We start from the raw sequence: 19,103 nt of genomic DNA on the forward strand, positions 1-19,103 counted from the left end.
TTAATCCGAATATGAAAATATTTAATACTAAAGTGGTTCTGGCTGCAGGTGCGATGTTGCTGTTTTCCTGTCAGAAAATTGAGGAAAGTGTAACAACTATTGTGACCGATACCAAAGACCAGGTTCAGCAAAAGGCCATGGAAACTGTGCAACAAACCATCACCGAGCAGGTGAGCAGGGTAGTGAAGGCCGAGGATGTGGCTTTCGATAGCATTTTTACGGCGGCTAATGACCTTAAGCTTAGTCAGGTAACCGGCAAAAGGATTGTAACGCCCAATGGCTCGCCTTATTATGTCTTTAAGTATAAAGCTCCGGAAAAGGAACTGCTGTTACAGTCGCTTACAGAACAGCCGACCACCGATGAAAGCCGTTCTGCTAAAGAATATAAGAAGGTGGACGGCTCGTCCATCATCGAGAAAATTGCTTTCGTTGAGAAGTTTATCCCAGGCGATCTTGTTAATGTTTCGTTCCTAAACGAACTCAGGACCGATAAAACAATTGAATATTATAAAATAAGCCGTTTTCCAAACTCCAGCACCGTCATTTATCATCCTAAGGACCAGACGGTATGGCATTTCGTGGAGGTAGTGAAATAGCCTTTCAACTTAAAATTTCCATTTTAAAACTTATCTTTGGGTATGAAAATTTATACCAAGACCGGCGACAAAGGTGAAACCTCGCTTTACGGCGGCACCCGCGTTTCCAAAGCTTCAGCCCGGGTTGAATCCTATGGCACCATTGACGAACTGAACTCATTTATCGGTTTTGCCAAAGCTGAAATAAATGACGAACGCATCCTGAACCAGCTTAAGAAAATACAGTTTGACCTTTTTACAGTAGGTTCAGAATCTGCTACGCCAACGGATAAACTGATGCTTGCTAACGGTAAGTCGCGCCTGTCACTGATGATTTCAGAAACGGAAATAGAGGAGCTGGAGCAGTGGATGGATGAATTTGAAGCTACTCTGGAACCATTACAATACTTTATTCTTCCGGGTGGTGGTAAAGGCGCCACATCGCTGCATATATGCCGCACAGTTTGCCGACGTGCCGAGCGCAGTCTGGTGTTTCTGAATGGGCACGAAGAAGTTCGGCCAGAACTGATTAAATATCTGAACCGTCTTTCAGATTATCTGTTTGTTTTGGCAAGATATGTCTCCAAAATTCATGGCGAACAGGAAGAATACTGGAACCCCAACGACCGCGGACAATAAATGAAGCAAGCTCTTCTGTTTATCAATGGTGTCCCACCCAACCAATTGCCGGAAACTGACGGATACCAAATGGTGGCCTGTTCGGACGGTGCCTTTCGATACCTGAAGGAAAAGGGTTATCCGTTGGACCAACTGGATTTTATTTCCGGTGATTTCGACAGCCATAACGGTTCGGACGAGGATATTTACAGTCAGAGATTCATCTATACACCGGATCAGGACAAAACCGATTTTCAGAAATCGCTGGAGATTCTGCTGGAACGCGGAATTCAAAAAGTTGATGTATACGGCGGAAGCGGAGGCGAAATGGATCATTTTCTCGGGAATCTGCACGTTGCCTATTTGTTCAAAAGCAAATTGAAAATCACTTTCTATGATGAATTTGCCTGTTACTTTTTCGCAGAAGAGCACACAGTACTGAACGATGTAAAAAACAGGATGGTGTCGCTTTATCCTTATCCCGAGGCGGCCCAAATCACTACAAAAGGCTTAAAGTGGCCTCTCTCTGGCGAAACTCTAAATATGACAGACCGGATCGGAACACGAAATCTGGCACTTGAAGATTCCGTTGTGATTAATTTTGAGAGGGGTGCGCTCGTACTATTCGTGGGACTGGCAACCGGCGATGCGAACGGCAGTGCTGAGGGATAACTGAGTCGATTGTTCTTTAAAATCAACTTTTTTTACCACATTTGCATTTTGTAATTACTTAAACCGAAAGCTTATAATGAAAATTAAATATTCAGAACTTATTGACCAAACCCTGTATTTCCCTACTGAAGAATTCAATGTGGTTGAAAACAGTCTGCAGTTTCACGATATTCCGCTGATGGATATTGTAGAAGAGTTTGGTACTCCGCTGAAATTTAATTATTTGCCGAAAATTTCCACAAATATCCAGCGCGCAAAAGGTTGGTTTAAGGAGGCCATTGAGAAGCACGATTACAAAAAAGGGTATACCTACTGCTACTGCACCAAATCCAGCCAGTTTGCTTTTGTCCTGGAAGAAGCTCTTAAAAATGACATTTCCCTGGAAACATCATCAGCCTACGATATGGATATTATCCGTTCACTTTATAATAAAGGGAATTATGGCAAGGATGTGGAGGTTATCTGCAATGGATTTAAAACCGATGATTATCTGGCAAAGATTTCCGATCTCATCAATAACGGTTTCCAGAACATCATTCCAATCCTGGATAATTACCGCGAACTTGACAAGCTTACCGAAAGTATCGATACCACCTTTAACATAGGCATCCGTATCGCTTCGGAAGAGGAACCTAAGTTCGAGTTTTATACCTCCAGACTGGGAATAGGCTACAAGGACATCATTCCGTATTACAGTCAGAAAATTGCCGAACATCCCAATGCCAGGCTCAAGATGCTTCACTTTTTCATTAATACCGGTATCAAGGATACCGCATATTACTGGAATGAACTCTATAAATGTCTGCGTGTATATGCCAGGCTGAAGAAGATTGCGCCGGAAGTGGACTCACTGAACATCGGCGGTGGTTTCCCTATTAAAACCTCCCTCAACTTCGATTATGATTACCAGTACATGGTAAACGAGATCGTATCGCAGATCAAGAAATTCTGTGAAGAAGAGGGTGTGGAAGAGCCGAATATCTATACCGAATTCGGATCATTCACCGTGGGTGAAAGCGGTGGCCATCTTTATAAAGTGATTTCGCAGAAAAGGCAGAATGACAGGGAAAAATGGAATATGATTGATTCCAGTTTTATGACCACATTGCCGGATACCTGGGCTATTTCACGTAAATTTATCATGCTGCCGCTGAACCGTTGGGACGATACCTATGAGCGTGTATTCCTGGGTGGACTTACGTGTGATTCAGACGATTACTATAACTCCGAGCAGCATACTAATGCCATTTACCTGCCGGTTTTCAGTGAGACCAAGCCCATGTACATTGGATTTTTCCACACCGGGGCTTATCAGGAAACCATTGGGGGTTACGGCGGCGTTCACCACTGTCTGATGCCACAGCCTAAGCATATACTGATCAATAAGGATGAAGACGGAAACTTCACTTACGAGGTTTTCCGCGAGGAACAGAAGCCCGAGGAGGTGCTGAAACTTTTAGGATATTAAAATAAGGAGCAACACGTGAGTTGCTCTTTTTCATTTGTGATCCCGCTTTACGCTGCAATCTTTTAATATTTGGGTTGCGGCGGCTTCGCCGCCGTAACCCAAATATTAAAAGGATTTCCACTGCAATCGGGGCTAAGATCCGGAGTTTACCTTCTCTGACGGAGGAATTAATCGGTACTTTGATAATCTTCAATTTATCAGTAATTTGAGCCAAGATAATGTCATTCCTCAGGTATTCAACCGCACCGCGCTGTTAATAATGGTTTCAGTGAAACGACAATTGAAAACTTAGTTCAAAGACATTATAGGCTGGTTCTGTTTGTGTAATTAATCTTATATTCGTCATCACCGGTTTAGATTTATTAATAAACTCCTTATGAAGCCATATTCCACACTACTTACGTTATTCCTTTGTGTTGTAAGTTCATTTTTATTTGGACAATCCTATTCAATACTTTATAAAGTAAGCTACCAGCCGGTTGCTGATCTCAAAGAGAGAAAAACTGAGTACATGATGTTGGAGGTCAATAATCACAAAAGCCGGTTCTACAGCCTGGATCAGAAGAAACTTGATTCTATGGTGCAGGCCAATGATCCTGCGCTTTCAGACAGCTACGAAAGTCCAAATTTAAAGTTTGAGGTTTACAAAGATCTTGGGACAAAAAAATCATGGGTTTCAGCTGACTTTAACAGTGCAACTTATACATATGAAGAGCCGTCACTCAAATATCAGTTATTGAATACGAAAGTGGATAAACAGGGGGGTTATTCTATAAAACAGGCGTGGACAAATGCAGGAGGTCGGGAGTGGGCAATTTTCTATACCGAAGATGTGCCTCTGTTTGTGGGACCTTATCTTTTTTCCGGACTACCTGGAATGGTCTATAGAGTTCTGTCAACCGATTTGGATTATGAGATTTCATTTGTAGGAATCCAAAAGACCAACCAGATTAAAGAAATCAAGTTACCCAAATCAAATATCACCAAAGAAAAGTATGCAAAGCAGATTAAAGAGTTTCTGGAAAACCCCGGACATCACAGCATAATGTACAAAAACATTTGGGGCGACACATTTCACTACAATTTTAAAACCGCATCGCCCTCTGTAATTAAGCAGCAGGAACAACTGATAAAAAAGATCACTTCTAAATTTAATAATCCTATAGACAAGGAAGTGTACCTGTTTGACATCATTGTACCTTAATTCTATGCATAAAAATCACGACAGTACTTTGTATCAAAGCTGACTCATGCCCGCAAAAGCTTAGGAAAGATTTTGCTGTATGTAACATCTAATGAACTTGCGCAAGCATGCGCCGGCCATAAATCAGGCATTTCATCAACTATTCGGAAAAAAAAGAGGCATATAATAACACTCGGAAACACGGCCAATGCCATCGGCTACCTAATGGAAGGCTGGCTGGCAGAGTTCTTCAAAAGACTCCGCTACAAAAAAGGGAGGCCAAGCGCCGTTTCCGCACTGGCCAGGAAACTCGCCGTCATTATCTGGAACATGCTGGTAAAGAACTAAGCCTACAACCCGCCGTCACAATACCTCTTTCTGGATGAGAAAAGAAAAATGGCCGCAGTGAAAAGAATACAAAAACAAATCACTAAATTTGGTCTGACTGATAAAGATATTAATACGTTAACCAACCGAAGATCAATGTATTAAATTAACCTAGTCGGAATTTTAGAAAATGAACCGCAACCAAAAGAAATTTAAAGAAATTAAAGATTTTTTAATCGAGAAATTAGGAGATAAAATAGACTATTCAAAGGAGGAAGATGGAAATGAATATTTGAATATTAAAAATTCAAGCTTTTGGATTTCAAATACTCTTGGAGAATTAGTTGTAGGCTACGGTTTTATTCATAAGCATTTCAGTGAAGAATATAATAATTTAGATGAAGGAATATTTCAAACATTTGATTTATTAACGAACAGAATTAAAACAACAAATTACATTAAAGGAAACACAATTTTTAAAACATCTATTGAAATTGAGCATTCAAATTCCAACTCAGTAAATTTTGGAACTTCAAGTGTAATATTCTATCCTTTCTGGAAAAAGACACAAATCGAAACTTCTTATGATGAAAAAATATTGGATAAAAATGAAAGTGAAAATAGAGTAAATATAATTTTAGAAACAGAATACAATAAATAATTAAAACAAAAAATAAATAAGAAAACTACTGCTAATAACTAAGCTTTCCTTGGGCTTGAAAATCCAATAATGAAAGCCCGTTGAACGGAACTTTCGGCAGCTTTTCATGAGGATTTCAGCAGTCTAGGGAGTTTTTCGCTTTTAGGATGTAGGATGACCAAAGAGGCTCAGTATCGGACATTAGTGATTAGAAATACTTCTTCACCTTTTCAAATTCAATATCTGCAAAATCAAATACTGACAGGTTGGCCTTGGTGTAATCCTGATTCTTGGAATGTGCGCTTTGATAAGCCGTACAGAAAATACCCGCTGCATGTGCGGCTTCAATACCGTTTGTTGAGTCTTCAATCACCATACAATGTTCTCTGTGTTCACCGGCCATTTGAACAGCGAGCTCAAAGATTTCCGGGTGGGGTTTGGATTCCTGCAGGTCGGCACCTGAAATTTTCCCGACAAAGTAGGGCTCCAGCTCAAATTTCTCAAACACCCAGTTAATCGTATTCATATGTGCCGATGAAGCCAGTACCATCTTAATCCCGTTGTCATAATAGTTCTCAATCAGGCTTTTCACTCCCGGAATTAGGTCGAAGTCCGGATCTGTATCAAAATAATTTTTGAAATGATGCCTTTTTATCCGTGCCAGATCCTCATGGTCGGCCTCAAGACCAAACGTATCTATGAGCGTATTGCAAACCCTTTTTGTAGAGGCTCCCGTAAAGGTGGTGAAGAGTTCCTCCGAGACATCAATCCCGAAATCCTCAAACATCCGGAAATAAGCTTTCCTGTGCAGGGGTTCAGTGTCCACAATCACTCCGTCCATGTCGAATAAAACAGCTTTTAAAGGCATTTCAATTTTTTTTTGCAAAACTATTAAAATTTAAGCGAATCAGGGCTGCGAACAGTTCGGCATCCAGCAGCATTTATATAGGCACCCACCGCTTGTCACTGCAATTTATTATCTTTGGATTTCAAAAAATAACATTAAAAACAGAAGAAGATAAATGAGAACATATGCTGCAATACCCGAAGAGAATGCTACTTTGGAAAATTCGAAAGTAATGCTTGTGACCGTGCCTTACGACGGAACATCAACCTGGGGCAAAGGTGCCGACAAAGGTCCTGAACTTTTCCTGGATGCTTCCGAGAATATGGAACTCTATGATATTGAAACCGGAACGGAGCCTTACCTGGAAGGGGTATTTCTGGCGGGTGATATTTCTGAAAACTCTTCGCCGGAGGCTATGACTGAGGCGGTCTATCAGAAAACCAAAGAACTTCTTCAGAATGACGGTAAGCTGTTCACTCTTTTTGGCGGTGAGCATTCGGTTTCAATTGGCTCTATCCGTGCGGTAGGCGAGAAGTATGAAAATCTTACTGTTCTGCAGCTGGATGCGCATACGGATTTGAGACCTGAGTTTCACGGATCCACCTCTAATCATGCCTGCGCGGTTTTTGAAGCTTCGCAGAAGCTGAATCTGGTTCAGGTGGGCATCCGCTCCTGCGATGCCGAAGAAATTCAGTATGTTCCGGAAGGACAGTGTTTCTGGGCACATGAAATCGCGACCAATCCAAACTGGATAGACGATGTTCTTGCTAAAGTTTCAGGAAATGTATATATCACCATAGACCTGGACGCTTTCGATCCTTCTATTGCACCTTCTACAGGTACCCCGGAGCCGGGTGGACTGCAGTGGTATCCAACTTTAGAACTGCTTAAGAAAGTATTTGAGAAATGCAATGTAGTAGCATTTGATATCGTGGAGCTTATGGATTCACCTATGCCCAAACCTACAGCTTTCCTCGCGGCCAAGCTCTACTACAAGATGCTGGCTTATTATCATTTGAATAAATAAGGATTTTTTAAAATTATAGATATTAACTTTCCGGACTCCCGGGAAGTTTTTATTTTTATACTAAGTTGCTGAATTATGTTAAATCTGTTTTTTGACCAAAATCTTGATCCTGAAAAAAATCTGCTGCCGCTGGACGGTACGGTGAATTACTATGGCAGGGTGCTGGAACCTGAGCTGGCAGATGAATTTTACAACAGTCTGCTACACAACATCGACTGGAAAAACGATGAAGCCGTGATTTTCGGCAAAAAGATCATCACCAAAAGAAAGGTGGCCTGGTATGGTGATAAGGATTTTGAATATACTTACTCCAAATCTACAAAAACTGCATTGGCGTGGACCGATGATCTTCTGGAACTGAGGAGTATAGTTGAACAGAAATCGGGTGAAACCTATAACTCTTGTCTGCTCAACCTTTACCACAGTGGCGAAGAGGGTATGGCCTATCACAGCGACGGCGAAAAGGACCTTAAGAAAAATGGCGCAATTGCCTCACTGAGTTTTGGTGCTGAAAGGAAATTTTCATTCAAACATAAATACACCGGCCAGAAAGTGGAGTTGATACTGGAACACGGCAGTTTGCTGGTAATGAAAGACCAGACGCAAAGCTTTTGGCTTCACCGTTTACCACCTACCAAGAAAATAGCGACCCCTCGGATCAACCTGACTTTCCGAACTATCGAAAAGTAAGAAATCCCCGATATTTCGGGGACTTCAAGGGTAATCATTTTAAATATTTCTGTTACGCTCTCAAATACCTTGCGTAAGCATAACCTTCCTCACCGGAGGAAGTTCTGATTTTCCACCAGTCATCTGAGGACTGCTCAACCAAAGTTACGGAATCACCTTTGGAAGCCTTTCCAATGATGGCAGCCTCGGTAGATGGTTCCTGTCTTATGTTCAGACTGGATTCTTCCGTATTTACCGTAAGGTTTGCTCCTGTGCTAAGTCCGGCCACCTGCACATCAACATTAATGTCTGATGCGGAGTAGGTAGTATCTATGGCACCCAAAGCGTTCCATACGGCATCCTTCGCCGCCGTGCTGCCTGCAGAGCCCGAAACATATAATATCCCGTCCTGCTCACGTACCTGTAATCCGGAAATACCCGCAGACTGTGCTGCTGAAATCACGCCGGCATATTTATCCTGTAATGCACTCATATTATTACTGTTATTTAACGTTATAGTTGTAATTTACTTTTCCGGCCTGCAGCGCATCTACAGATTCCTTTATTTTTCTGGCCTGAGCCGGAGAAACGTCACCTGTAAGTGTAAGTTCGCCATTCACCACCTCAACCTTTACTGACGGGAAATCCTTTACCGCATCCTGAACTTTTTGCTGAACCGCTGGGTCTACTGCAGAAACAGTTTCAACTACCGGCGCTTCAATGCGGGTCATATCCATTACATCCTTTATTCCAGGAATTGCTTTCAGCTGGCTGATCATAGCATCGCGTGAAGCTTCATCAGGAAAAGTGCCGCTCAGGTGTGCGGTTCCGTCTTTTACCTCAACAGTAGCTCCGGGATTGCTCGTAACCACAGTAGTAGCCTGAGTAGTGAGTTCAGCATCAGACACTTTCTCTTTACAGGCAACCGAACCAAAGGAAATCGCCAGTGCCAGGGTAGCCATTGCAAACATTTTTTTCATAGTAAATTATTTAATGTTAAGAATTATATTCTCAAATTTAGGAATATTTAGTCTATCGATGTTTCAGCTAAAGGCTAAATGTTTCTTAAATTTTAAGGAAGACCGCCCTCTCTGCTCCTGATTGCCTTATCAGTTCATCCTTCGTGTTTAGTGCAGCCCTATTTTTAATGTTTATTAACACTCTGATGAAAAATTATATATTTGTAGCCGTTATAAAAAATATATGAGTCCTACACTCCTAAGGATCTTTCCTTATTTCACACTCACTGTAGCTGTATTGCTGCACGGAATAAATCTTTTAAACTCACTGCCACCTGATTATCTGGTTTTTGGTCACCTGCTGTTTGTATTGGGTATGATAACCTACGCTTTGCAGAGAAAGAACCTTACGACATGGATTTTGGTCAGCATTGTAATGGGTGTTATTGTAGGCCGGGATTATCCGGGAATTGCGCTCTCGCTGCAGCCACTCAGTCAGGGTTTTATCCGTTTAGTGAAAACTATTGTGGGACCTATCTTATTTGCCACTCTTGTATATGGAATTGCCGGACATTCGGACCTGAAGCAGGTGGGACGTATGGCGTGGAAATCATTACTTTACTTTTACACGGCAACCACAATCGCACTGTTCATTGGACTTGCCGCCATCAATATTTCGCAGGCGGGAGTTGGGATTGATGCCTCCAAAATACCGCATCACGATCTTCCCGCAACCTCTTCGTTAAAGGAGGCAGACCAGCGTGCACTGGAATCTATTCCGGAGGAAAACCACTGGATCTTTAAGACAACTTCATTTTTCCGCGATGTATTTCCGGAAAACATCATCAAGTCAATTTATGATAACCAGGTTCTTCAGATTGTGGTATTTGCGGTGATATTCGGTATCGGCCTTGCGCAGTTACCCGAACGCAAGAAAAGACCTATGGTGGATTTTGTGGACAGTCTGGCGGAGACGATGTTCAAGTATACGCACATTATCATGTATTTTGCGCCGATTGGTGTGGGTGCTGCCATGGCGTATACCGTAGGACATATGGGCATTGACATCCTCAAATATCTATTTATGCTCCTGCTTACGCTCTACTGCGCACTGATTGCCTTCCTGCTGCTGGTACTCCTGCCTATTGCGCTCTATATGAAGGTGCCGATCAAACAGTTCATTCAGGCTATAAAGGAACCGGTTTCAATCGCCTTTGCAACCACAAGTTCGGATGCTGCACTGCCTGTGGTAATGCAAAACATGGAGAAATTCGGTGTTCCAAGGAAGATTGTTTCTTTTGTAGTTCCCACGGGTTACTCCTTCAATCTGGACGGAACCACCCTATACCTTTCGTTAGCTTCAATTTTCGTCGCGCAGGCGGCAGGTATGGATCTTTCCTTCGGTCAGCAGTTGCTCATTTGTCTTACCCTTATGATTACAAGCAAGGGTGTGGCGGCCATACCAAGAGCTTCCTTAATTATCCTTATCGCCACGGCGGACCAGTTTGGTTTGCCGGTCTTCATCATAGCCGCCATACTGGGAATTGATGAGCTGATGGATATGGGACGTACTTCTGTAAATGTAATCGGAAACTGTCTCGCATCTGTAGTTATCGCCAAATGGGAAGGCGAGTTTGACCAGCAGGCCGCGCTGAATTTTGAAGAAGAGTAATCTCTTCTACTGCATTAATTTACATTAACTTCGGTAATTCCCATTCATTCCCGAAACTTCCTATGAAGATCATCAGGTGTACAGCAGTTGCTGAAAAACCTTATTTTTATTAAGTCTAAATTGGCGTTTATTCCGTAACTTTGCTGTTCAATATTCAGATATAATTATGTTGACGAAAGTAAAGGTTCAGGAATTCCTGAAAGAGATTGAAGTGGAAGACCTCGTAAATAACCTTCAGGTTATGGGCAATGAGGTATATATAGATATGACCGCGCACTCGCCGGCCATGCACGAAAAGAAAAAACTTGAAGTAGCTATGAAGCAGGCCTTTGCCTCTCAGTTTGGGGAGGAAGTGGTGCTGAAGTTAAAAATAGTTTCGCCTGAGCCAACCGAGGTTCAGCAAAACCAGATCAAAGGCAAGCAGATTCCGGGAATTCAGAATATCATCGCCATAGCGTCCGGAAAAGGGGGCGTAGGTAAATCCACAGTTGCCGCTAACCTTGCCGTTACGTTGGCAAATATGGGTTTCAAAGTAGGTCTTCTGGATGCGGACATCTACGGTCCATCTGTACCGACAATGCTTGATACCGAAGGTGCGAAACCCCTTTCAGTGGAAATAGACGGTAAAAATCTTATGCAGCCTGTTGAGAATTACGGTGTGAAAATGCTGTCCATTGGATATTTTTCCGGAGCCAACCAGGCAGTGGTATGGCGTGGGCCAATGGCTTCAAAAGCCCTTAACCAAATGATCCGTGATGCACACTGGGGCGAACTGGATTTCCTTCTTATTGACCTTCCGCCGGGAACCGGAGATATTCACCTATCCATAATTCAGGAAGTACCGGTTACAGGCGCTGTAATCGTAAGTACGCCTCAGCATGTGGCTTTGGCCGATGTTCGTAAGGGTATCGCTATGTTCCAGATGGAAAGCATCAACATTCCTGTTCTAGGACTGATAGAAAATATGGCCTATTTCACGCCGGATGAACTTCCGGAAAATAAATATTATATCTTTGGAAGGCAGGGCGCTCAGTACCTCGCCGAAGATATCGGAATTCCCGTACTTGGTGAGATACCTCTTATCCAGAGCATCCGTGAGGCAGGTGATGTAGGCCGTCCCGCCGCACTGCAGGAAGGTTCCAAGATTGCGGATATCTATATTGAGACCGCAAAAAGTATGATCGAAAGTCTGGTGGAAAGAAATAAAAGCCTTCCGCCTACCGAAGCCGTAAAGATTACAACCATGGCCGGTTGTTCACCAAAGAAAAAATAAAAGGCAAAGGTTTCTTTAGAAATCCTAAGCCCGCAAAATAATATGGAAAGTAATATTGTACACGAGGCAACTGTAACCCGAGTGCTGGAAGCACTGGAAAGCATCCGGCCTTTTCTGAATAAGGATGGGGGAGATATTGAACTTATTGATGTGGAAGGCAGTAAGGTGATCGTGAAGCTTCAGGGTAACTGCAACGGTTGTCCTATGAGCTTTTCGACAATGAAGTTGGGTGTGGAAAACACCATTAAGCAGCATGCTCCCGAAATTACTGAAGTGGTAAGTCTAAACTAACACCTTCACGCAGCATAATAAACCCTTTCAACCACACAGGCTGAAAGGGTTTTTTGTTCACAGAAATTCCGGAAAATTATATATTGATACCGCTTTTACTATATTTGGCTATGATTAGTATTCAAAAGAAACACCTGATTGCTGCTGCAGTGCTGGGAGGCCAGTTTTTTTTCGCTCAGGATGTCGCACAGAAATTGGATGCCGCCACTAAAAATCTGTTGGAAACTCCCGCTGCCTATTCGGCTAACCTGTCTTTTTATGTGGCCGATGAAACCGGTAAGTTCATTTATGAATATCAGGGAAATAAAGGTTTGTCTACAGCTTCAACCCAGAAAATATTTACGGCAGCAGCTGCGCTGGAAACCTTAGGCAAAAACTACACCTATAAAACTACAGCCTCCTATTCCGGCAATATAATCTCCGGTAAACTTGATGGAAATCTTTTTATCAGCTCCAACGGAGATCCAACCCTGGGCAGTTGGCGCTACGATGGTTATAAGCCGGAGGACTTCCGCCGAAAACTTATTGATGCACTAAAAAAGCAGGGTATTACCTTCATTTCAGGAGATTTGGTTATTGATGATACCTATTTTGATTTTCAAACCGTTCCGGGTGGCTGGCCCTGGGATGATATGGGAAACTATTACGGCGCGGGTGTTTGGAGTGTGAACTGGCGCGAAAATCAGTTTGATGTGAATCTGCGTAATGGTGAAATCAAAGATTTTAATATACCTCTGCACAATGTGAAGTGGGTTAACGAGGTGAAAACTGGTGGAATTTCAGACCAAAGCCTTATTTTCACCGCACCGCATTCAGAGGTAGCCCTGATAAACGGTACCTTACCGACCAAAGCGATGACGGTCTCCGGAGCACTACCCAATCCACCCATGCAGTTGGGCATGGAAATAAAATCCTGGCTCAGCGAAAGCGGCATCTCGCTTACCGGCAATGTTATAACCAACAGTGGACAGCTTATTAAAGGTCTGAAAATAATGAAGGCGCCCGAGTCCAATATATTCTTTACTTGGCAGTCGCCCACACTTGACAGGATCGTATACTGGTTTCTGAAGAAGAGTGTAAATCTGTACGGCGAAACATTTGTAAAGACCATGGCTAAAGATAAAAGAGGCTCGGGAAGCTTTGATGCGGGTATTGATTATATGAAGGATTTCTGGAAAAATAAAGGCATTAATGAGGCGATGATTAACTTTGCCGATGGCAGCGGACTGTCACCTCAGAATTACGTTTCAGCACGGGCGGAAGTTCAGGCTTTGCTATGGTCCCAAAAACAAGCCTGGTTCAACAGTTATATTGAGGGTTTCCCGGAGCAGAACGGTATGAAGATGAAAAGCGGCACCATCAGGAACATAAAATCCTTCGCAGGCTATCATACGTCCGGAGCCGGAAAAAGGTATGTATATTCCGTCATCATCAACAATTATCAGGGTGGCAATGTAAGTGATGCGCTCTACAAAGTCTTAAACGTCTTAAAATAAAATATTCTTGAAAAGACCTCTTCTTTCCAGGCTCAATCAGTGGTTTGTCTTTGGGTTACTCACCGTGGTGACATCGGCGATCGTGGTTTCATCCGTAATCCTGATCGATTATCTGCGTAAAGAGGAGATAAAGAGGATCGACCTTTTTGCGAGCGCGATTAAGTTCCAGCAGAATGTCGTGGCACCCGATCCTGATGTTCAGGACTTACTTCTTAAAATCACAAGTTCTAACAGCACCATTCCGGTAATTATACTTGACCGCGAGAACAGACCTATGTTCCATGGAAATATTCCGCCCGAGATAGAGAACGACGCCGCTGCAATTGCCGAGTTGGCTAAAAACATGGGTAAGACCTACCCGCCCATTGAACTTAAGTTCCCAGACGGCAACAACCAGTTTGTCTATTACGACAATTCACGCCTGCTCAATGATTTACGCTGGTCGCCTTATGTGCTTGGTCTTTTCATATTTGCTTATCTGCTTTTCTCTTTCTGGTTTCTGCGCACAATAAAGAAAACTGACGAGGGTTTTCTGTGGGCGGGCCTTGCAAAGGAAACTGCACATCAGATAGGTACGCCGCTGTCTTCAATGATTGGCTGGATTGAGATTATGCGGATGGACAATCCCGACTCCCAGGAAGCCGCTGAGATAGAAAAGGATGTGAACCGGCTGATGACAATCTCCGAACGGTTTTCCAAGATCGGTTCGGTTCCCGAACTAAATGATATGAATCTTTCTGAGACCATACATCAGAATTATGATTATCTTAAAAAACGGATTTCCGGCAAGGTGAATTTCACACTGAACCTTCCGGCCCGACAGATTATTATTCCACACAACCGGATTCTGCTGAGCTGGGTAATTGAAAATTTAGTTAAAAATGCTGTTGATGCCATGAAGGGTCAGGGTAAGCTGGAAATCCTTGCTTATGAGCGCGGACGGAATATTATCATTGACTTCCGCGATACCGGTTGCGGACTCACCGCCCGCCAGGCCGCAAATGTCTTCAAGCCGGGATACTCAACCAAGAAGCGTGGCTGGGGACTTGGACTCAGTCTGGCAAAACGCGTGGTTAAGGAATACCACCGCGGCGATATCCGGATACCGCAAACTGACCTCGGAAAGGGAACTACTTTCCGTGTTGTCCTTAGGAAATAGATACTTCAGTTTGATTTCCTGTAATCAACAAAATAATTATTGTCAAAAACCACAGGGGCAGGAGAGTTCAGTTCAACCTGCTGCCAACTTTCAGTAGGCCGGATCAGCTGATTTCCGTTAATCCTTAATGGCAGCTGCAGGTCGTTCACCGCATTTTCATAACGGAAGTCCAGCATTTTTCCATTCTGTCTGTAAACAAAAGCGGGTATCTTGGTCGTACGAAGATATTGGTCGAAAACCGTAGTAAGGTCCAGTCCGGATTTTTCAGAGATATAATTCTCAATCTGCCCAGAGGTCACAGTTTGATGATAAAAATCTTTATTAATTCCACGCAGGATACTCCGGAATTTTACATCGTCATTTATGATGGTCCTGATCGTATGCAGCATATTGGCACCTTTATAATACATATCGCTGCTTCCCGTATTCCTAACGCCATAATCCCCGATTACAGGCCGGTCGTTTTGAATGTTGTTACGGGTTCCCTGCACATATCTGTCCGCATCCGTGCGGTTCAGGAAGTTTTCGGTAAAAAGAGTTTCGGAGTATGATGTGAACGCCTCGTGAATCCACATATCTGCTTTGTCTTTGGCCGTAATATTATTGGCAAACCATTCATGTCCGCTTTCATGGATAAGTATGAAATCCCATTTTAAACCAACTCCTGTTCCTGATAAATCCCTCCCCAGATAACCATTGGCGTAACCGTTTCCGTAGGCTACATTGCTCTGGTGTTCCATGCCCAGGTAGGGACTTTCCACAAGTTTAAAACTGTCTTCGTAAAAAGGGTAGGGTCCAAACCAATATTCCAGGGCTTTCATCATCGGTTTTACCTGGGAGAATTGCGTCCGGGCTTTTTCCAGATTGGTTTTCAGAACCCAGTAATCAAGATCAAGTTGGCCTTTCTCACCGCTGTAGGTGTCTTTAAAATTCACATAATTGCCAATGTTCGGCACTATGGAATAGGCGTTGATGGGGTTCTTTACTTCCCAAGTATAGTGTTTTTTATCATTAAAGGTTTCGGTCCTGATCAGGCGGCCGTTTCCTACGCCCAACAGGGTGTTCGGCGTAATGATCTTCATCTTTATTCCATTGTCTGGTTCATCTGCCCAATGATCCTTAACAGGCAGCCACACCGACGTGCCGATTCCTTCCTGTGCTACACTCATAAACGGCATTCCGGTATCGTCTTTGGTGAATACCCATCCTCCGTCCCATGGTGCATTCCTTGCAACTTTGGGATTCCCCGAATAGGAAATTTCCATCTGGTATTTGGTAGTAGGTTCAAAAGTTCCGTCCGCGTGTATCCACAGAAAATCTCCTTCCCGCTCAGTTTTTATAATCTTAAAATTAGATTTAAGCACAGCTGCCTTCATCGGCTCCTGAATGTCGATCTGAAATATTGGGTCTTTAACCTTTTTGATTACATCAAATTGAATTAGGTTGCTTCCGCTGACCATCTTTGTGTCAAAATCTGCTTCTACGGTCAGTTCATACCTTTTAACATCCCAGAAATTTCTGTAAGCATTGTCGGATCCTTTCAGCGAATCTGTTTTGGTATAATTCTGAGCGCCTAGACCTAAGGAACAAAGCATGAAAAGGAAAATCGAAGTTTTCATCTGTGGTAAATTTCATCAAAAATAACAAATAAAACGGTAAGCAATTCGGCCATATTATTGCTGAAATTGCTCCTAATCATCCTTATAAATTTGTATTTTTACCTCTTCAATGAAAGACGGCCAACTTATCACGCTCATACGCAGAGCTCAGCAAAAGGACCAGAAAGCGCAGACTCACCTCATCAACCTTTTTTGGGTGGATGTTTTTTCTTTTGTGATGAAGAAAGTTAAAAATGAGATTGACGCAGACGAGATTACTGTAAATGTATTCTCCAAAGTACTGAACAAGCTTGATCTTTACGATCCCAATTTCCAGTTTAAGACCTGGGTTCTAACCATTGCTCAGAATACGGTTATTGACTTTTGGAGAAGGAAAAACCGTGAAAATGAAGATGCCGTAAACAGTTTCGACGAAATCCGGGACCAGTTTGCGCGTTCACCGGAAGAACTTCTGATTTCCGAAGAGGAGCAGAAGCAAATTCTGGCTGTCATTGCCACACTGGATCTTAATTATCAGGAAATTATCCGCCTGCGTTTTTTTGAAGAGAAAAGCATTAAAGAGATTGCTGAGGAACTTAATCTAACAGTTTCAAACACTAAAGTTAGGATCATGCGGGCTAAAAAAGTCCTTTCGGCACTGCTGAAAACCGATGAATATGAAGACTGAACACGGCAATTTCTAAATTCGTAAATTTGCTCTTTATTTTTAATGATGAACGACACTGTTGTAGATACCACTATTCAAAAGCCGAAATGGATCCGCGTAAAACTTCCTACCGGGAAAAACTACCGTGAACTCCGTAGTCTTGTCGATAAATATAAGCTGAATACCATCTGTCAGAGCGGCAGCTGCCCTAATATGGGCGAATGCTGGGGCGAAGGTACAGCTACGTTCATGATCCTTGGGAATATCTGTACCCGAAGCTGTGGATTTTGTGGCGTGAAAACCGGAAAACCGCTGGATGTAAACTGGGACGAACCGGAAAAGGTGGCCAGGTCCATTAAATTGATGAAAATCAAGCATGCAGTACTTACTTCGGTAGATAGGGACGACCTTAAAGACATGGGCTCCATACTTTGGGCCGAAACGGTGAATGCCGTTCGGAGGATTTCACCAGGAACCACTATGGAAACCCTGATTCCTGATTTCCAGGGTATCACCAAACATATAGACCGCCTGGTTGAAGTTGCTCCGGAGGTTATTTCGCATAATATGGAAACCGTAAAGCGCCTTACCCGCGAGGTGAGGATACAGGCAAAGTATGAGCGAAGTCTTGAAGTTTTGCGCTATCTAAAGGAAGCCGGACAGAATAGGACCAAAACCGGTCTTATGCTGGGACTGGGCGAAGAGCGCGACGAGGTTTTCCAAACTATTGAAGATATCAGAAACTCAAATGTGGACGTGATTACCATTGGGCAGTACCTTCAACCTACAAAGAAACATCTGCCGGTAAAGAAATTCATTACTCCGGAAGAGTTTACGGAATTTGGCGATTTTGCCAGAAGTTTAGGCTTCAGACATGTGGAAAGTTCACCTTTGGTGCGTAGTTCTTACCACGCGGAAAAGCATATCCACTAGAATCCAAACAAAATATAAGCTGCAGAGATGCAGCTTTTTTTGGCTTGTATTCCATCACTGTTATTAGGTTGTTAGGTGGAAGAAATGTTCTATTTTTAGTAACGCAAAATAAAGTATGATATGAAATTAGCTCTTTATTCGGTTGCCATGCTGGCATTCCTCAATTTCTCATGCACTGATAAATCAACATTGGAGAAGTCTACAACTGAACTGACGGACAAGAAATCAATGATTAAGACCGAAGATCTTTCTTACGGCATAAACGGCGTTACCCACCGGTCCTTTGCTGCCTATAAAACAGATTCAGAAGGACCGCTGCCCGTAGTCTTTGTGCTTCCGGAATGGTGGGGATTGAATGACTATGTTAAAAACCGTGCGAAGCAGTTGGCAGAACTGGGCTATTATGCGGTAGCAGTGGATTATTATGGCGATGGAAAAGTGGTTGAGACCCCTGAAGAAGCTCAGAAATTATCTTCTCATTTCTACAAAATCCCGATTGATGCGCGCCGGATGTTCGATGCAGCCAAAAATAAGGTGATCATTGCCGAAAATGCAGACCACACAAGGATGGCCATTGTCGGTTACTGCTTCGGGGGAGCACAGGCTCTGAATATGGGAAGGACCTATAATGATTTTAAGGGAGTAGTGAGTTTCCATGGAAACCTGACAACGGGGATACGTGCAAAAAACAATAAGGTGAAATACCTTGTTCTCAACGGCGCGGCGGATACTTTGGTGCCACAGGAAGAGATTGCCAATTATAAGAAAGAGATGGACAGTGCAAAAATTGATTACAAATTTGTAAACTATCTGGACGCGCTTCATGCTTTCACAAACCCGGAGGCAACTGCAACAGGAAAAAAGTTTAATATTCCCGTAGCCTATAATAAGGCAGCGGATGAAAAGTCATGGAACGAGATGAAAGCTTTTCTGGCCGGTGTGCTGAAATAAAGAATCCTGGAAATTATAGCAATGAGTATGCGCCGAAACAGAGTTTCGGCGCATACTCATTTTCGTAGAGTTCATACG

Annotated in this window: 21 protein-coding genes; 17 read left to right on the forward strand and 4 right to left on the reverse strand. The window is 43.0% G+C overall.

Annotation, left to right across the window (positions count from 1 at the left end; translation table 11 throughout):
• The first annotated feature begins 11 nt into the window (after positions 1-11).
• The 7 genes from H1R16_RS11535 to H1R16_RS11565 all read left to right on the forward strand — a co-directional run bounded on the left by H1R16_RS11535 (position 12) and on the right by H1R16_RS11565 (position 5,504).
• On the forward strand, positions 12-596 hold the full coding sequence (locus H1R16_RS11535; protein WP_181886398.1) for a hypothetical protein: 585 nt from the start codon (positions 12-14) through the stop codon (positions 594-596).
• A 42-nt stretch (positions 597-638) separates the two neighbouring features.
• Positions 639-1,214, forward strand: a complete 576-nt coding sequence (locus H1R16_RS11540) for a cob(I)yrinic acid a,c-diamide adenosyltransferase (protein ID WP_181886397.1) — start codon at positions 639-641, stop codon at positions 1,212-1,214.
• Positions 1,215-1,865: a thiamine diphosphokinase gene (locus tag H1R16_RS11545; protein ID WP_181886396.1), complete on the forward strand. Its 651-nt coding sequence runs from the start codon at positions 1,215-1,217 to the stop codon at positions 1,863-1,865.
• Positions 1,866-1,941: 76 nt separating this feature from the next.
• A complete protein-coding gene (locus H1R16_RS11550) occupies positions 1,942-3,333 on the forward strand; it encodes a type III PLP-dependent enzyme domain-containing protein (RefSeq protein ID WP_181886395.1) in 1,392 nt (463 codons plus the stop codon).
• A gap of 376 nt (positions 3,334-3,709) precedes the next feature.
• Entirely contained in the window at positions 3,710-4,537 is an 828-nt protein-coding gene (locus tag H1R16_RS11555; protein WP_181886394.1) for a GLPGLI family protein, read from the forward strand.
• 72 nt (positions 4,538-4,609) lie between these two features.
• Entirely contained in the window at positions 4,610-4,864 is a 255-nt protein-coding gene (locus tag H1R16_RS11560) for a hypothetical protein (protein WP_181886393.1), read from the forward strand.
• Positions 4,865-5,033: 169 nt separating this feature from the next.
• Entirely contained in the window at positions 5,034-5,504 is a 471-nt protein-coding gene (locus H1R16_RS11565) for a hypothetical protein (RefSeq protein ID WP_181886392.1), read from the forward strand.
• A gap of 187 nt (positions 5,505-5,691) precedes the next feature.
• On the opposite strand, the gene H1R16_RS11570 is transcribed toward H1R16_RS11565, so the two are convergent.
• Positions 5,692-6,351: an HAD family hydrolase gene (locus tag H1R16_RS11570; RefSeq protein ID WP_181886391.1), complete on the reverse strand. Its 660-nt coding sequence runs from the start codon at positions 6,349-6,351 to the stop codon at positions 5,692-5,694.
• A gap of 154 nt (positions 6,352-6,505) precedes the next feature.
• On the opposite strand from H1R16_RS11570, the gene speB reads away from it, so the two are divergent.
• On the forward strand, positions 6,506-7,357 hold the full coding sequence (speB, locus tag H1R16_RS11575; RefSeq protein WP_181886390.1) for an agmatinase: 852 nt from the start codon (positions 6,506-6,508) through the stop codon (positions 7,355-7,357).
• A gap of 75 nt (positions 7,358-7,432) precedes the next feature.
• Positions 7,433-8,047 carry an alpha-ketoglutarate-dependent dioxygenase AlkB family protein gene (locus H1R16_RS11580; RefSeq protein WP_181886389.1) on the forward strand — a complete coding sequence of 205 codons (615 nt, stop codon included), beginning with the start codon at positions 7,433-7,435 and terminating at the stop codon, positions 8,045-8,047.
• 52 nt (positions 8,048-8,099) lie between these two features.
• Here H1R16_RS11580 and H1R16_RS11585 read toward each other — a convergent pair whose 3' ends face one another.
• Together H1R16_RS11585 and H1R16_RS11590 are read right to left on the reverse strand one after the other, a co-directional pair.
• Positions 8,100-8,519, reverse strand: a complete 420-nt coding sequence (locus H1R16_RS11585; RefSeq protein WP_181886388.1) for an SH3 domain-containing protein — start codon at positions 8,517-8,519, stop codon at positions 8,100-8,102.
• 10 nt (positions 8,520-8,529) lie between these two features.
• Complete coding sequence (locus H1R16_RS11590) at positions 8,530-9,006, reverse strand: BON domain-containing protein (protein ID WP_181886387.1); 477 nt, start codon at positions 9,004-9,006, stop codon at positions 8,530-8,532.
• A gap of 223 nt (positions 9,007-9,229) precedes the next feature.
• Here H1R16_RS11590 and H1R16_RS11595 point away from each other — a divergent pair, with 223 nt between their 5' ends.
• From H1R16_RS11595 to H1R16_RS11615, 5 genes are all read left to right on the forward strand, one after another.
• Complete coding sequence (locus H1R16_RS11595) at positions 9,230-10,657, forward strand: dicarboxylate/amino acid:cation symporter (RefSeq protein ID WP_181886386.1); 1,428 nt, start codon at positions 9,230-9,232, stop codon at positions 10,655-10,657.
• A 166-nt stretch (positions 10,658-10,823) separates the two neighbouring features.
• A complete protein-coding gene (locus H1R16_RS11600; RefSeq protein ID WP_181886385.1) occupies positions 10,824-11,930 on the forward strand; it encodes an Mrp/NBP35 family ATP-binding protein in 1,107 nt (368 codons plus the stop codon).
• 42 nt (positions 11,931-11,972) lie between these two features.
• The gene (locus H1R16_RS11605) at positions 11,973-12,221 is read left to right on the forward strand and encodes a NifU family protein (protein WP_181886384.1); all 249 of its coding nucleotides are present in this window, start codon (positions 11,973-11,975) and stop codon (positions 12,219-12,221) included.
• Between the two features lie 110 nt (positions 12,222-12,331).
• On the forward strand, positions 12,332-13,717 hold the full coding sequence (dacB, locus tag H1R16_RS11610) for a D-alanyl-D-alanine carboxypeptidase/D-alanyl-D-alanine endopeptidase (protein WP_181886383.1): 1,386 nt from the start codon (positions 12,332-12,334) through the stop codon (positions 13,715-13,717).
• Positions 13,718-13,724: 7 nt separating this feature from the next.
• The gene (locus H1R16_RS11615) at positions 13,725-14,876 is read left to right on the forward strand and encodes a sensor histidine kinase (RefSeq protein ID WP_181886382.1); all 1,152 of its coding nucleotides are present in this window, start codon (positions 13,725-13,727) and stop codon (positions 14,874-14,876) included.
• Positions 14,877-14,881: 5 nt separating this feature from the next.
• On the opposite strand, the gene H1R16_RS11620 is transcribed toward H1R16_RS11615, so the two are convergent.
• Positions 14,882-16,495, reverse strand: coding sequence for a M1 family metallopeptidase (locus tag H1R16_RS11620; RefSeq protein ID WP_181886381.1), 1,614 nt, complete (start codon positions 16,493-16,495; stop codon positions 14,882-14,884).
• A 109-nt stretch (positions 16,496-16,604) separates the two neighbouring features.
• Here H1R16_RS11620 and H1R16_RS11625 point away from each other — a divergent pair, with 109 nt between their 5' ends.
• From H1R16_RS11625 to H1R16_RS11635, 3 genes are all read left to right on the forward strand, one after another.
• Positions 16,605-17,162, forward strand: coding sequence for an RNA polymerase sigma factor (locus H1R16_RS11625; RefSeq protein WP_181886380.1), 558 nt, complete (start codon positions 16,605-16,607; stop codon positions 17,160-17,162).
• A 45-nt stretch (positions 17,163-17,207) separates the two neighbouring features.
• Entirely contained in the window at positions 17,208-18,074 is an 867-nt protein-coding gene (gene lipA / locus H1R16_RS11630) for a lipoyl synthase (protein ID WP_181886786.1), read from the forward strand.
• Positions 18,075-18,194: 120 nt separating this feature from the next.
• A complete protein-coding gene (locus H1R16_RS11635) occupies positions 18,195-19,025 on the forward strand; it encodes a dienelactone hydrolase family protein (RefSeq protein ID WP_181886379.1) in 831 nt (276 codons plus the stop codon).
• Positions 19,026-19,103: the final 78 nt, after the last annotated feature.

Origin of the sequence: Marnyiella aurantia (assembly GCF_014041915.1) — a bacterium.
Lineage (GTDB): Bacteria > Bacteroidota > Bacteroidia > Flavobacteriales > Weeksellaceae > Marnyiella > Marnyiella aurantia.

Bases quoted from the DNA above. Each gene is read 5' to 3' on its own strand.
- H1R16_RS11535 (WP_181886398.1), top strand. From the start codon at position 12: ATGAAAATATTTAATACTAAAGTGGTTCTGGCTGCAGGTGCGATGTTG.
- H1R16_RS11540 (WP_181886397.1), top strand. From the start codon at position 639: ATGAAAATTTATACCAAGACCGGCGACAAAGGTGAAACCTCGCTTTAC.
- H1R16_RS11545 (WP_181886396.1), top strand. From the start codon at position 1,215: ATGAAGCAAGCTCTTCTGTTTATCAATGGTGTCCCACCCAACCAATTG.
- H1R16_RS11550 (WP_181886395.1), top strand. From the start codon at position 1,942: ATGAAAATTAAATATTCAGAACTTATTGACCAAACCCTGTATTTCCCT.
- H1R16_RS11555 (WP_181886394.1), top strand. From the start codon at position 3,710: ATGAAGCCATATTCCACACTACTTACGTTATTCCTTTGTGTTGTAAGT.
- H1R16_RS11565 (WP_181886392.1), top strand. From the start codon at position 5,034: ATGAACCGCAACCAAAAGAAATTTAAAGAAATTAAAGATTTTTTAATC.
- H1R16_RS11570 (WP_181886391.1), bottom strand. From the start codon at position 6,351: ATGCCTTTAAAAGCTGTTTTATTCGACATGGACGGAGTGATTGTGGAC.
- speB (WP_181886390.1), top strand. From the start codon at position 6,506: ATGAGAACATATGCTGCAATACCCGAAGAGAATGCTACTTTGGAAAAT.
- H1R16_RS11580 (WP_181886389.1), top strand. From the start codon at position 7,433: ATGTTAAATCTGTTTTTTGACCAAAATCTTGATCCTGAAAAAAATCTG.
- H1R16_RS11585 (WP_181886388.1), bottom strand. From the start codon at position 8,519: ATGAGTGCATTACAGGATAAATATGCCGGCGTGATTTCAGCAGCACAG.
- H1R16_RS11590 (WP_181886387.1), bottom strand. From the start codon at position 9,006: ATGAAAAAAATGTTTGCAATGGCTACCCTGGCACTGGCGATTTCCTTT.
- H1R16_RS11595 (WP_181886386.1), top strand. From the start codon at position 9,230: ATGAGTCCTACACTCCTAAGGATCTTTCCTTATTTCACACTCACTGTA.
- H1R16_RS11600 (WP_181886385.1), top strand. From the start codon at position 10,824: ATGTTGACGAAAGTAAAGGTTCAGGAATTCCTGAAAGAGATTGAAGTG.
- H1R16_RS11605 (WP_181886384.1), top strand. From the start codon at position 11,973: ATGGAAAGTAATATTGTACACGAGGCAACTGTAACCCGAGTGCTGGAA.
- dacB (WP_181886383.1), top strand. From the start codon at position 12,332: ATGATTAGTATTCAAAAGAAACACCTGATTGCTGCTGCAGTGCTGGGA.
- H1R16_RS11620 (WP_181886381.1), bottom strand. From the start codon at position 16,495: ATGAAAACTTCGATTTTCCTTTTCATGCTTTGTTCCTTAGGTCTAGGC.
- H1R16_RS11625 (WP_181886380.1), top strand. From the start codon at position 16,605: ATGAAAGACGGCCAACTTATCACGCTCATACGCAGAGCTCAGCAAAAG.
- lipA (WP_181886786.1), top strand. From the start codon at position 17,208: ATGAACGACACTGTTGTAGATACCACTATTCAAAAGCCGAAATGGATC.
- H1R16_RS11635 (WP_181886379.1), top strand. From the start codon at position 18,195: ATGAAATTAGCTCTTTATTCGGTTGCCATGCTGGCATTCCTCAATTTC.